At 71.7% G+C, this 13,062-nt stretch carries 12 protein-coding genes; 7 read left to right on the forward strand and 5 right to left on the reverse strand.

Annotated elements, in window-relative coordinates:
• Positions 1-122 precede the first annotated feature (122 nt).
• The 5 genes from B085_RS0133770 to iolC all read right to left on the reverse strand — a co-directional run bounded on the left by B085_RS0133770 (position 123) and on the right by iolC (position 5,722).
• The gene (locus B085_RS0133770) at positions 123-842 is read right to left on the reverse strand and encodes a GntR family transcriptional regulator (protein WP_037733049.1); all 720 of its coding nucleotides are present in this window, start codon (positions 840-842) and stop codon (positions 123-125) included.
• A gap of 207 nt (positions 843-1,049) precedes the next feature.
• Positions 1,050-2,921, reverse strand: coding sequence for a 3D-(3,5/4)-trihydroxycyclohexane-1,2-dione acylhydrolase (decyclizing) (gene iolD, locus B085_RS0133775; protein ID WP_018563025.1), 1,872 nt, complete (start codon positions 2,919-2,921; stop codon positions 1,050-1,052).
• Positions 2,921-3,826, reverse strand: coding sequence for a 5-deoxy-glucuronate isomerase (iolB, locus tag B085_RS0133780; protein ID WP_018563026.1), 906 nt, complete (start codon positions 3,824-3,826; stop codon positions 2,921-2,923). The genes iolD and iolB overlap by 1 nt, the downstream gene beginning before the upstream one ends.
• Before the next feature lie 37 nt (positions 3,827-3,863).
• Entirely contained in the window at positions 3,864-4,742 is an 879-nt protein-coding gene (locus B085_RS0133785) for a Cgl0159 family (beta/alpha)8-fold protein (protein ID WP_018563027.1), read from the reverse strand.
• Between the two features lie 32 nt (positions 4,743-4,774).
• Complete coding sequence (gene iolC / locus B085_RS0133790; RefSeq protein WP_018563028.1) at positions 4,775-5,722, reverse strand: 5-dehydro-2-deoxygluconokinase; 948 nt, start codon at positions 5,720-5,722, stop codon at positions 4,775-4,777.
• A 274-nt stretch (positions 5,723-5,996) separates the two neighbouring features.
• Here iolC and B085_RS0133795 point away from each other — a divergent pair, with 274 nt between their 5' ends.
• From B085_RS0133795 to B085_RS0133825, 7 genes are all read left to right on the forward strand, one after another.
• Entirely contained in the window at positions 5,997-7,010 is a 1,014-nt protein-coding gene (locus B085_RS0133795; protein WP_018563029.1) for a sugar ABC transporter substrate-binding protein, read from the forward strand.
• Positions 7,011-7,015: 5 nt separating this feature from the next.
• The gene (locus tag B085_RS0133800) at positions 7,016-8,089 is read left to right on the forward strand and encodes an ABC transporter permease (RefSeq protein WP_026251717.1); all 1,074 of its coding nucleotides are present in this window, start codon (positions 7,016-7,018) and stop codon (positions 8,087-8,089) included.
• Between the two features lie 5 nt (positions 8,090-8,094).
• Complete coding sequence (locus B085_RS0133805) at positions 8,095-8,970, forward strand: ATP-binding cassette domain-containing protein (protein ID WP_037733050.1); 876 nt, start codon at positions 8,095-8,097, stop codon at positions 8,968-8,970.
• Positions 8,971-9,163: 193 nt separating this feature from the next.
• Positions 9,164-10,075: a sugar phosphate isomerase/epimerase family protein gene (locus B085_RS0133810; protein ID WP_018563032.1), complete on the forward strand. Its 912-nt coding sequence runs from the start codon at positions 9,164-9,166 to the stop codon at positions 10,073-10,075.
• A gap of 31 nt (positions 10,076-10,106) precedes the next feature.
• Complete coding sequence (locus B085_RS0133815; protein WP_018563033.1) at positions 10,107-11,126, forward strand: Gfo/Idh/MocA family protein; 1,020 nt, start codon at positions 10,107-10,109, stop codon at positions 11,124-11,126.
• A 106-nt stretch (positions 11,127-11,232) separates the two neighbouring features.
• Complete coding sequence (locus B085_RS0133820; protein ID WP_018563034.1) at positions 11,233-12,270, forward strand: Gfo/Idh/MocA family oxidoreductase; 1,038 nt, start codon at positions 11,233-11,235, stop codon at positions 12,268-12,270.
• A gap of 117 nt (positions 12,271-12,387) precedes the next feature.
• Positions 12,388-13,056 (forward strand): hypothetical protein, encoded by a 669-nt coding sequence (locus B085_RS0133825; RefSeq protein WP_018563035.1) that lies wholly within the window; start codon positions 12,388-12,390, stop codon positions 13,054-13,056.
• Positions 13,057-13,062 lie beyond the last annotated feature (6 nt).

Below are 13,062 nucleotides of genomic sequence, written 5' to 3' on the forward strand. Positions count from 1 at the left end.
ACCGAGTGCACGCTTTCCCCTGTTCGCGCTCTCCACGTCGTGCCTTTCCCTGCTGGTCTTGGAACCGACCAAGTATCCGTCACAGGGGGCGATGCTTGCGGAAGGGGGGGTTCCGCGGCCGTTCAGGCCCGTACGAGCAGCTGGAACTCGAAGGCGTAGCGGGATGCGCGGTAGATGTGCGTGCCGTACTCGACGGCCCGTCCGGTGTCGTCGTACGTCGTCCGGCTCATCGTGAGCAGCGCGGCTCCCGGCTCCTCGGCGAGCAGCTCACCCTCCGCCTCGGTGGCGCAGCGCGCTCCGACCGACTGACGGGCGCTGTGCAGGGTGATCCCGGCGGCGCGCATCATGCGGTAGAGACCGGTGGACTCCAGCTTGGCGTTGTCCAGGGGGATGAGTCCGGGCGGCAGGTAGTTGCACATGTGGGCCATCGGCTCACCATGGGTGAAGCGCAGCCGCTGGAGGACGACGACGTCACTGCCCTCGGCGACTCCGAGGGCGGCGGCGACCTGCGCGGTGGCCGGCTCGGTCTCGTTGCGCAGCACCTGGGTGGCGGGACTCTGCCCGGCGGCCTGGAGGTCGTCGAAGAGGCTGCTCAGCTCCAGGGGCCGCTTTACCTGGCTGTGCACGACCTGGGTGCCCACGCCGCGCCGGCGCACGAGCAGCCCCTTGTCCACGAGGGACTGGATGGCCTGCCGGACGGTCGGCCGGGAGAGGCCGAGGCGTCCGGCGAGTTCGATCTCGTTGCCCAGGAGGCTGCCGGGGGCGAGCCTGCCGTGCTCGATGGCACCCTCCAGCTGCTGGGCGAGCTGGTAGTACAGCGGCACCGGACTGGAGCGGTCCACCTCGAACTCGAGCGGCGCGGACTCTGCTTTGGACACAGGGGGAGCGTATCCGCCGGTCTCGATCTCAGGAAACTCTGACATCACATTGTCCGAACATTTGGATCCACGCCTTCTCGAGAGCCTGCGGACAGGCCGGTGCGGTCGGTGGTGCGGGGTTCGGGAGCGGGTTCAGGAGCGGCTTCCGGGAGCGGGTTCCGGCTTGCCTCCTCACAGGTGGCGGCGGCGGTCGCCCAGGTGCCGCTCATAGGACTTGCGGGCCTCGACGGCCGCCTCGCGGGAGGCCGTCTCGGCGACCGGCACGTCCCACCAGGCCTGGGCGTCGGGGCCCGTCGGTGTGGGGTCGGTCTCGACGTACACGCAGGTCGGGCGGTCGGAGGCACGGGCGGCGGCCAGCGCCTCACGCAGTTCGCGCACGGTATCGGCGCGCAGCACGTCCATCCCGAGGCTGGCGGCGTTGGCGGCGAGGTCCACGGGGAGCGGGTCGCCGGTGAAGGACCCGTCGGCGGCGCGATAGCGGTAGGCGGTGCCGTAGCGCTCGCCGCCGACCTCGGAGGACAGCCCGCCGATGGAGGCGTAGCCGTGGTTCTGGATGAGGAGGAGGTTGATGTTCACGCCCTCCTGGACGGCGGTCACGATCTCCGTCGGCATCATCAGGTAGGTGCCGTCGCCGACGAGCGCCCACACGGGACGGTCGGGCGCCGCCATCCGCACGCCGATGGAGGCCGGGATCTCGTAGCCCATGCAGGAATAGCCGTACTCCAGGTGGTACTGGCGCGGGGAGCGGGCGCGCCACAGCTTGTGCAGGTCACCGGGGAGGGAGCCGGCGGCGTTGATCAGGACGTCGTCCTCGCCGACCACCGAGTCCAGGGCGCCGAGGACCTGGGTCTGGGTGGGGCGGTCGGTGTCGTCCGCGGCGTACGCGGCGTCCACGACTCGCTCCCAGCGCTCCTTGCCGGCGCGGTACTCGGCCTCGTACTCCGGCGCGACGTGGTGTCCCGCCACGGCCTGCGCGAGGGCTTCGAGGCTCGCGCGGGCGTCGCCGACCAGGGTGCGGGCGCCGAGCTTGTGGGCGTCGGAGCCGGTGATGTTGAGGTTGAGGAAGCGCACGCCGGGCGCGGCGAAGAGCGTGGAGGAGGCGGTGGTGAAGTCGGTGTAGCGGGTGCCCACGCCGATGACCAGGTCGGCGGTGCGCGCGATGTCGTCGGCGACGGCGGTGCCGGTGTGGCCGACGCCGCCGAGGTCGGCCGGGTGGTCGTGGCGCAGCGAGCCCTTGCCGGCCTGCGTGGAGGCCACGGGGATGCCGGTCGCCTCGACCAGTGCGCGCAGGGCCGGCTCGGCCGCGCTGTGGTGGACGCCGCCGCCCGCGATGATCAGCGGGCGCCGGGCGGTGCGCACCGCCTCCGCGGCGGCGGCGAGCTCGGCGGCCTCGGGGGCCGGACGGCGTACGTGCCAGACGCGCTCGGCGAAGAACTCCTCGGGCCAGTCGTACGCCTCGGTCTGGACGTCCTGCGGGAGGGCGAGCGTGACGGCTCCGGTCTCGGCGGGATCGGCGAGCACCCGCATCGCCTGGAGCGCGGACGGGATCAGGGCCTCGGGCCGGGTGATCCGGTCGAACCAGCGGGAGACCGGGCGCAGCGCGTCGTTGACGGAGACGTCGCCGTACTGGGTGTGCTCCAGTTGCTGGAGCACCGGGTCGGGGATCCGGTTGGCGAAGGAGTCGCCGGGGAGCAGCAGCACCGGCAGCCGGTTGACGGTGGCGAGCGCAGCACCGGTGACGAGGTTGGTGGCGCCGGGGCCGATGGAGGTGGTGACGGCCTGCGCGGACAGCCGGTCGAGCTGGCGGGCGTAGCCGACGGCGGCGTGCACCATGGCCTGCTCGTTGCGGCCCTGGTGGTACGGCATCTCCTGCCGGTACTCCACCAGCGCCTGGCCGATGCCGGCGACGTTTCCGTGGCCGAAGATGCCCCACGTGCCGGCGACGAGCCGGCGGCGGACCCCGTCGCGCTCGGTGTACTGCGCGGACAGGAACCGCACCAGAGCCTGGGCGACCGTGAGGCGGCGTACGGACTGGCTGCTCATCAGGACCTCTCGGGGGCTTCGCCGGTGGCGGCGGGTGCGGTGTACAGGGGCAGGCGCGGGTCGACGGGCTGGTCCGGCCAGGTGGCACGGACCCAGGCGTGGTCGGGGTGGTCGCAGATCAGCCAGGCGCGCTCCTCCCCCGGGCCCGCCATGACGTTGAGGTAGTACATGTCGTGGCCGGGGACGGCCATCGACGGGCCGTGCCAGCCGTCGGGGATGAGCACGACGTCACCGCCCCGGACCTCGGCGAGGACGTCGGTGTTGCGGCCGTTGCCGGAGGGCGACACACGCTGGTAGCCGATGCCCTCCCTGCCGTGTGCCGGGGCGATCTCGAAGTAGTAGATCTCCTCCAGGCGCGATTCGCCCTCGCGGTCCTCGTCGTGCTTGTGCGGCGGGAAGGACGACCAGTTGCCCGCCGGGGTGAGCACCTCGACCGCGATCAGGCGGTCGCACGCGAACACACCGGCGGCGCCGAAGTTGTTGACCTGCCGGCTGCAACTGCCGCTTCCCCGCAGCTCGACGGGGACGGCGGAGGCCGGTCCGTAGCGGGCGGGCAGCCGGCGTTCGCAGCGGGCACCGGCCAGGGCGAAGCGGCCGCCGGAGGCGGTGGTGAGGGTCACCGTCTCGTCGCGCGGCACGTACGCGAAGTCGCTGACCGCCGTGAACACGCTCTCGCGCCCGGCGAGCCGGAACGTCTCGCCCTGGGCGGAGACCTCGCAGCCGCCGGAGAGCGGGAGCACGATCCACTCGCTGTCGCCCGTGGTGAACTCGTGCCGTCCGCCGGGCGGAAGGTCCAGGATCCGCAGGGAGGAGTGGTCCCAGCCGGCCCGGCCGGGGTCGACGTCGACGGCGTACGGGCCGGCGGCGGCCTTCCCGGCGGCCAGGTGGTTCTCGGTGCTGGTCATGGCGTGGGCCTCGCACTTCTCGCGGTTCGACCGGTCTTCACAGGAGACCGACGGCGGTGTCGACGGCGGTCTCCACACTGCCCTCCGGCGGGTAGAGCAGGGTGCGGCCGACGACCAGGCCCTGGACGGTGGGCAGCCGCAGCGCCTTGCGCCACTTCTCGTAGACCGCGTCCTGTTCCCTGCCCACCTCTCCGCCGAGCAGGACGGCGGGCAGGGTGGAGGCCTCCATGACGGTGGCCATGTCGTCGACGTCCTCGGTGACGGGCACCTTGAGCCAGGTGTAGGCGGAGGTCCCGGCGAGACCCGAGGCGATGGCGATGGACTTGGTGACGGCCTCCGCGCTGAGGTCGTTGCGGACCCGGCCGTCGACGCGGCGGGATATGAAGGGCTCGACGAAGACCGGGAGCCGGTGCTCGGCCATCTCGTCGATGGCGCGGGCGGTGGCGACCATGGTGCTCAGCGAGCCGCTGTCCTCGTAGCTGATGCGCAGCAGCAGCTTGCCCGCGTCGAAGCCGAGCCTGGCTATGTCCTGGGCGCGGTGGCCGGTGAAGCGATCGTCGAGCTCGAAGGAGGCGCCGGCCAGGCCGCCGCGGTTCATCGACCCCATGACGACCTTGCCCTCGAGCGCGCCGAGCAGCAGCAGGTCCTCCAGGATGTCCGCGGTGCCGAGGACCCCGTCCACACCGGGACGGGAGAGCGCGGTGCACAGCCGCTCCAGCAGGTCGACGCGGTTGGCCATGGCGAACTCGCGGTCCCCCACGGCGAAGGCGCCCCGCGCGGGGTGGTCGGCGGCGAGGATCATCAGCCGGCCGCTGTCACCGACGAGCGGGCGCCGGACACGCCGGGCGGCGGCCTCGGCGATCGCCTCGGGGTGGTGGGTCCGCACCTTCACCAGGTCGGAGATGCTGATGCTCAAGAGGAGCTCGCTTTCGGGCAGAGGGCGGACCGTCAGCCGCGGCCGAGGAGGTCCTGGACCTCCGACGCGGTGGGCATCGCGGAGGAGCAGGCGAGACGGGAGGCGACGATCGCGCCCGCGGCGTTGGCATGGCTCATGATCCGTTCCAGTTCCCAGCCGGCGAGCAGCCCGTGGCAGAGGGAGCCGCCGAAGGCGTCGCCCGCGCCGAGCCCGTTGACCACCTCGACGGGTACCGGCGGCACCTCGGCGGTGGTGCCGTCGCGGTGGACGGCGAGCACGCCCTTGGGGCCCTGCTTGACGACGGCGAGTTCGGCACCGGCGGCGAGCAGCGCCTCGGCGGCGGCGCGCGGTTCGCGCACCCCTGTGGCGATCTCGCACTCGTCGAGGTTGCCGACGGCGACGGTGGCCGAGGCCAGCGCCCGCGCGTAGTAGGGGCGGGCCTCTTCCGGGTCCTTCCAGAACATGGGGCGCCAGTCGAGGTCGAAGACGGTGGTGCCGCGCCGCGCCCTGGCCTCGAGGGCGGTGAGCGTGGCGGTGCGGCTCGGCTCGGCGCACAGGCCGGTTCCGGTCATCCAGAAGATGCGGGCGGCCCGGACGGCGTCCAGGTCCAGCTCGTCGGCGTGGATCTCCAGGTCGGGAGCCTTGGGGAGCCGGTAGAAGTAGAGCGGGAAGTCGTCCGGCGGGAAGATCTCGCAGAAGGTGACGGGCGTCGGGTACGCGGCGACCGGGGTGACGTAGCGGTCGTCGACCCCGAACTCGTCGAGCGCCTGGTGGCAGTAGGTGCCGAAGGGGTCGTCGCCGGTGCGGGTGATGACGGCGGTGCGGCGGCCGAGGCGGGCGGCGGCGACCGCGACGTTGGTGGCGGAGCCGCCGAGGAACTTGCCGAACGTCTCGACCTGGGGCAGGGGGACGCCGGTCTGCAGCGGGTAGAGGTCGACCCCGATCCGGCCCATCGTGATCAGGTCGTACGGCTCGGTCATGGGCGTGACTCCTCGTCGTGCGTCACCGGGGGTCGCTCTGCGGCCCTGTCAGGTCTAGCCCGCCCGGTCGCGGGATGTCAACACTATGTCCTTACATACGAACGTACCGCCTTGCCGGACGTCCAGGTCGTTATCTTGTCGTTACGTCAAGATGCATTGATGTCTTGACAAAGTCTTGACAGGGACCCCGGGGAGGGGTTTGCTCCCGTGCAGCACCCGGCCATGTGAACACGTCCGTCCTCTTCTCCCTCCCACCGCAGTGAGGTGCAGGAACATGGAACGCTCTCGCAGAAACCGTCGGATCTCCGCCGTCGCGGCCCTCTCCGCCGCCGCGCTCCTCCTCGCAGCCGGCTGTTCCAGCAGCTCAGGAGGGAAGAAGGCCGAGGAGTCGCCGGACGCCGCCGCCGCGGGCAAGGCGGACACGCCGCGGATGAAGATCGCGATGGTCACGCACGCGGCCCCCGGCGACACCTTCTGGGACCTGATCCGCAAGGGCGCCCAGGCCGCCGCCGCCAAGGACAACGTCGAACTGATCTACTCCAACGACCCCAACGCCGCGACCCAGGCCAACCTGATCCAGAACGCGATCGACCAGAAGGTCGACGGTATAGCCGTCACCCTGGCCAAGCCCGAGGCCATGAAGGACGTCGTCACCAAGGCGGAGGCCGCGGGCATCCCGGTGGTCGGCTTCAACGCGGGCCTGGACGACTGGAAGGACCAGGGGCTGCTGGAGTACTTCGGACAGGACGAGAGCGTCGCCGGCGAGGCGCTGGGCGACAAGCTCAACGACCTGGGCGCCAAGCACAACATCTGCGTGATCCACGAACAGGGCCACGTCGCCCTCGAGGCCCGCTGCGCCGGCGTGAAGAAGACGTTCAAGGGGAAGACCGAGAACCTCTACGTCAACGGCACGGACATGCCGTCGGTGAAGTCCACGATCACCGCGAAGCTCAAGCAGGACTCCGGCATCGACTACGTCGTCACCCTGGGCGCGCCCTTCGCGCTGACCGCCGTCCAGTCGGTCGCGGACGCCGGAAGCAAGGCCAAGGTCGGCACGTTCGACCTCAACAAGGACCTGGTCAAGGCCGTCCAGGACGGCGGGGTGCAGTTCGCCGTCGACCAGCAGCCGTACCTGCAGGGCTACCTGTCCGTCGACTCCCTGTGGCTGTACAAGACCAACGGCAACGTCAGCGGCGGCGGCGTGGCACCGGTCCTGACCGGCCCGGCCTTCGTCGACAAGGACAACGTCGAGTCCGTGGCCGCGTTCGCCGCGAAGGGCACCCGGTGATCCCCGTGTCCCAGGCAGCCGCCCCAGCGGCGTCCCCCTCACCACCCGCGTCGCCCGCCTCCGAGGCGGACGGCCGCACCACCGAACGCTCGCTGCTGCGCCGGACGCTGGCCCGCCCGGAGATCGGCGCGCTGATCGCCGCCGTCGCGGTCTACCTCTTCTTCTTCGCGGTGGCGCCGTCCTTCCGCGAGGCCGGTTCGCTGGCGACCGTGCTCTACCAGGCATCGGTCATGGGCATCATGGCGCTGCCCGTGGCCCTGCTGATGATCGGCGGCGAGTTCGACCTCTCGGCCGGCGTCGCGGTGACCGCGTCGGCGCTGACCGCGAGCATGTTCAGCTTCCAGCTGAGCATGAACGTCTGGACGGGCGTGGCCGTCGCCCTGGTGGTGTCCCTGGGCATCGGGGCGCTCAACGGCTACATGCTGGTGAGGACGGGACTGCCCAGCTTCCTCATCACCCTGGCCACCTTCCTGATGCTGCAGGGCCTCAACCTGGCGGTCACCAAGATCTTCACCGACAACGTCGCCACCGACTCCATCAGCGACATGGACGGCTTCGACCAGGCGCGCGCCGTGTTCGCCTCGGAGATCGGCGTCGGCGGTGTCCAGCTCAAGGTGACGGTGCTGTGGTGGCTGGGCTTCGCGGCCCTCGCCACCTGGGTGCTGCTGCGCACCAGGTTCGGCAACTGGACCTTCGCGGTCGGCGGGAACAAGGACAGCGCGCGGGCGGTCGGCGTACCGGTGGCCTTCACCAAGATCGCGCTGTTCATGGCGGTGGGCTTCGGCGCCTGGTTCACCGGCATGCACCTGCTCTTCTCGTTCAACGCGGTGCAGTCCGGTGAGGGCGTCGGCAACGAGTTCCTGTACATCATCGCGGCGGTCATCGGCGGCTGCCTGCTCACCGGCGGCTACGGTTCGGCGATCGGCTCGGTGATCGGCGCATTCATCTTCGGGATGGTCTCGCAGGGCATCGTGTACGCCAACTGGAACCCCGACTGGTTCAAGTTCTTCCTCGGCGTGATGCTCCTGATCGCGACCCTCGTCAATCTGTGGGTCCGCCGCACGGCGACCCGGAGGTGAGCCCGATGACCACTGCCACCACGGCCGGCGGCACCGCCGCCGGCACCGAGCCCCTCGTCGAACTGGACGGGGTGGGCAAGAGCTACGGCAACGTCCGCGCCCTGCACGGGGTCGACCTGGCCGTCCGTCCGGGGCAGGTCACCTGCGTCCTCGGCGACAACGGCGCGGGCAAGTCCACACTGATCAAGATCATCTCCGGGCTGCACCGGCACACCGAGGGCGAGTTCCGCATCGACGGCGCGCCCGTACGGCTGAACACCCCGCGGGAGGCCCTGGACCGCGGCATCGCCGCGGTCTACCAGGACCTGGCGACCGTTCCGCTGATGCCGGTCTGGCGGAACTTCTTCCTCGGCTCCGAGCTGACCCGCGGCCCCTGGCCCGTACGCCGCCTGGACATCGCCCGGATGAAACGGACCGCGGACGAGGAACTGCGGGCGATGGGCATCGTCCTGGACGACCTCGAACAGCCCATCGGCACCCTCTCCGGCGGCCAGCGGCAGTCCGTGGCCATCGCCCGCGCGGTCCACTTCGGTGCGCGGGTGCTGATCCTGGACGAGCCGACCGCGGCGCTGGGCGTCAAGCAGTCGGGGGTCGTCCTGAAGTACATCGCGGCCGCACGCGACCGGGGCCTGGGCGTCATCTTCATCACCCACAATCCGCACCACGCGTTCATGGTGGGCGACCACTTCTCCGTGCTGCGGCTGGGCACCCTGGAACTGAGCGCGCCCCGCGAGGAGGTGTCCCTGGAAGAGCTGACCAACCACATGGCGGGCGGCGCCGAGCTGGCCGCGCTCAAGCACGAACTGGCCCAGGTCCGCGGTGTCGACGTGGAGGAACTGCCCGAACTGGAGGACCTGGCCGAGGGCCGCCCCTCCCCGTGAGGGAGCGGCCCCGGACTCCCCCCAGCCTGACATGACGTCCGTATGTCAGGACCAACTCTTGACGGCTGCCCGGCCGGACGGCGAAGCTTCCAGCGGGACCACGGAGCTCCGCGGGCATCCGTACCACCGCCCTGACGGGCCGCCCTACCGAACCACGACCGGTCCGCGGCGACCGGCGAGAGGAGCCCTCCTCATGACTGCCCCCTCCCCCGTTCTGGACCGGATCCGGATCGGCTCCGCGCCCGACTCGTGGGGCGTCTGGTTCCCCGACGACCCGCAGCAGGTGCCCTGGCAGCGCTTCCTCGACGAGGTCTCCCAGTCGGGCTACGAATGGATCGAGCTCGGCCCGTACGGCTATCTGCCGACCGACCCGGCCCGGCTCACCGAGGAGACCGCGCGCCGGGGCCTGAAGGTCTCCGCCGGCACCGTCTTCACCTCCCTGCACCGCGGCCCGTCGGTCTGGGACGCCACCTGGGAGCACGTCGGCCAGGTCGCGGCGCTCGCCCAGGCCATGGACGCCCGGCACCTGGTGGTCATCCCGTCCTTCTGGCGCGACGACAAGACCGCCGAGATCCTCGAGCCGCGCGAGCTCACCGCCGAGCAGTGGGGACACCTCGCCACCGGCATGGAGCGGCTGGGCCGCCAGGTCCGCGACACCTACGGCCTGGACATCGTGGTCCACCCGCACGCCGACACGCACATCGACACCGAGGAGCACGTCGAGCGCTTCCTCGACGCCACCGACCCGGGCCTGGTCAGCCTCTGCCTGGACACCGGCCACTACGCCTACTGCGGCGGCGACAGCGTCAAGCTCATCGAGACCTACGGGGAGCGGATCGGCTACCTGCACCTGAAGCAGGTCGACCCGGAGATCCTCGCCGACGTCGTCAAGAACGGGGTCCCCTTCGGCCCGGCCGTGCAGCGCGGCGTCATGTGCGAGCCGCCGGGCGGGGTGCCCGCCCTGGAACCGGTGCTGGCCGCCGCCCAGGGCCTGGGCGTCGACCTGTTCGCCATCGTCGAGCAGGACATGTACCCCTGCGAGCCGGAGCGGCCGCTGCCCATCGCGCAGCGCACCCGGAAGTTCCTGCGCTCCTGCGGTGCCTGACGCACCGCCCACGAAAGGGAAGACACGCATCATGACGCAGCACGGACCGCTCGGGGTCGCCGTCATCGGGACCGGCAAGATGGGCGCCGACCACGTACGCCGCATCAACGACGTCGTGAGCGGCGCCCGGGTGACCGCCGTCGTCGACGTCGACGCCGAACGTGTGAAGGCGGTCGCCGACGGCGTCGAGGGCTGCACGGCCTACACCGACCCCGCGGCGGCCATGGCCGCGGCCGACGTGGACGCCGTCCTGATCGCCTCTCCCGGCCCCGCCCACGAGGCGGCGCTGCTCACCGCCTTCGAGCACGACCTGCCGGTGCTGTGCGAGAAGCCGCTCACACCCGACGCCGCCTCCGCGCTGCGGGTGATGGAGGCCGAACAGCGGCTCGGGCACCGTCGGGTCCAGGTCGGCTTCATGCGGCGCTACGACGCGGAGTACACCAGGCTCAAGACGCTGCTGGACAGCGGTGAACTGGGCCGGACGCTGATGCTGCACAACCGGCACCGCAACGCGAGCATCCCGCCCGGCTTCACCAACGCCAACCTCGTCAACGACTCCCTCGTGCACGAGATGGACGTGACCCGCTGGCTGCTCGGCCAGGAGATCACCGCCGTGACCGTGCTGCGCCCGCGCCCCTCCGCCAACGCGCCCGAGGGCCTGGACGACCCGCAGTTCGTGGTCTTCGAGACCGACGGCGGCGCGATCGTCGACGTCGAGGTCTACCTCAACTGCGGTTTCGGCTACCAGGTGCAGGCCGAGGCGGTCTGCGAACACGGCAGCGCCCGCATCGGCGACGCGCACGACCTGCTCGTCAACACCGCGGGGCGCTGGGGCGGCACGATCGCCCAGGACTTCGTGGAACGCTTCGCCGACGCCTACGACCGCGAGGTCCAGGCCTGGGTCGACGCCACCCGGCGCGGCGAGGTCACCGGCCCCAGTGTCTGGGACGGCTACGCCGCCGCGGCGGTCTGCGAGGCCGGCGTCCGCTCGCAGAGCGAGGGCGGGCGCGTCGAGGTCGAGCTGGTCGGCCGTCCGGCGTTCTACCGCTGAGGGACGCACGTCCCAGGCCACCCCGGATCCGGCGCGGGTGGGGCGGTTACTCCCTGGCCGCCCCGCCCGCGCCTCCACCGCACCCGTGAGAAAGGCATCCCCGTACATGCGCGTCGTCCTCTTCGGCGTCGGGCGCCTCGGCTCCTTCCACGCGGCCACCCTCCACGCCCATCCCGAGGTCTCCGAACTGGTCCTCGCGGACGCCGACACCGCGCGGGCCGCCGAGGCCGCCGCGCGGATCGGTGCCGGGGCCCGGGCGGCGGCCTCGGTCGACGCGGCGTTCGCGGACGGCGCGGACGCCGTCGTCATCGCCTCGGCGACCGCCGCCCACGCCGGGCTGATCTCGCGCGCGGTGCGGGCCGGGCTCCCCGCCTACTGCGAGAAGCCGGTCGCCCTCGACCTGGAGTCGACGGTCACCGCGCTGCGTGAGGTCGAGGAGGCCGGCACCGTCCTCCAGATGGGCTTCCAGCGCCGCTTCGACCCCGGCTACCGCGCCGCCCGCGCGGCCGTCCGGGCCGGCCGGCTCGGACGGCTGCACACCGTACGTGCGCTGACCTCCGACATGGCGCCCCCGCCGCCGGAGTTCGTGCCGCTGTCCGGCGGGCTCTACCGGGACTGCCTGATCCACGACTTCGACGCGGTGCGGTGGGTGACCGGCCGTGAGGTCGTCGAGGTGTACGCCATGGGTGCCAACGGAGGGGCCGACTTCTTCCGCGAGGCGGGCGACGTGGACACGGCGGCGGCACTCCTCACCCTCGACGACGGCACCCTCGCGACCGCCACCTCCACCCGCTACAACGGCGCGGGGTACGACATCCGCATGGAACTCGCCGGATCTCTGGACCAGATCGCGGTCGGCGTCGGCCCCCGTACGCCGGTCACGTCCGTGGAACCGGGCGCGGCGCCGGGCGTGCCCGACCCGTGGACCGGATTCGTGGACCGCTTCGGGGACGCGTACCGGGCGGAGATCGACGCCTTCCTGCGGGTGGTGACGGGCCGGTCGGAGAACCCCTGCGACGGGCGCGAGGCGCTCGACGCGCTGCTCGTGGCGGAGGCGTGCGAGGTCTCGCGCAGCGGGCGGCGGCCGGTCACGACCGCCGAGATGGCCGAGGTGGCGGAGCGCGCCGGCAGGCGCGCGGGATGACCGCGCGGGGCGCCGCGGGCACGTCACCCCCGCGGTCCGCCCCGGGTGGCGTGATCACCTGCGCCGGTGCTTCCTGGGATGAGTCGGTCCCGGCTGTCCACGAGGGAAGAACCTTTCATGGCGATGAAGGCCCAGGCGCTGCGCACGCCTCGAGCGGCGGGACTGGTGGGGATCGCGTTCGCCGTGCTGATCGGCGCCGCCATCGTCCTGGTCCGGGCCTCCATCCCCAGCGGCGAGGGCGCGCTGACCGGCTCGCCGCTCAGCCTGTCCTCGCGCAGCGGCGTGCAGACGGCGCTGGCCCTCATCCCCTTCGCCGGCATCTTCTTCCTGTGGTTCATCGGCGCGGTGCGCGCGCACGTAGGCTCGGGCGAGGACAAGTTCCTCTCGACGGTCTTCCTCGGCAGCGGCCTGGTGTTCGTCGCGACGCTCTTCGGCGCCGCCGCCGCGGCCGGCAGCCTGCTGGCCACCACGGAGATCGCCTCGCCCGGTACCCCGCGGGCCGAGCTGTCGTACTTCGGGCAGCACTTCACCTACAGCCTGCTGACGACGTACTCGATGCGCATGGCGGCGGTGTTCGTGCTGTCGGCCTCGACCGTCGCGATGCGGCTCGGGTCGTTCCCGCGCTGGCTGGTGCTGCTGGGGTATCTCGTGGGCGTCACCTTGCTGTTCGTGGTGCCGAACGTGCCGCTGGCCGAGCTGGTCTTCCCCCTCTGGGCGCTGGTCGTCAGCCTCCACATCGTGGTGGCGAGCTTCCGTTCCCGGCCGACGGGGCTGCCGGGCGCCTGAGCGCGG

It is taken from the genome of Streptomyces sp. BoleA5 (assembly GCF_000373665.1).
Taxonomy (GTDB): domain Bacteria; phylum Actinomycetota; class Actinomycetes; order Streptomycetales; family Streptomycetaceae; genus Actinacidiphila.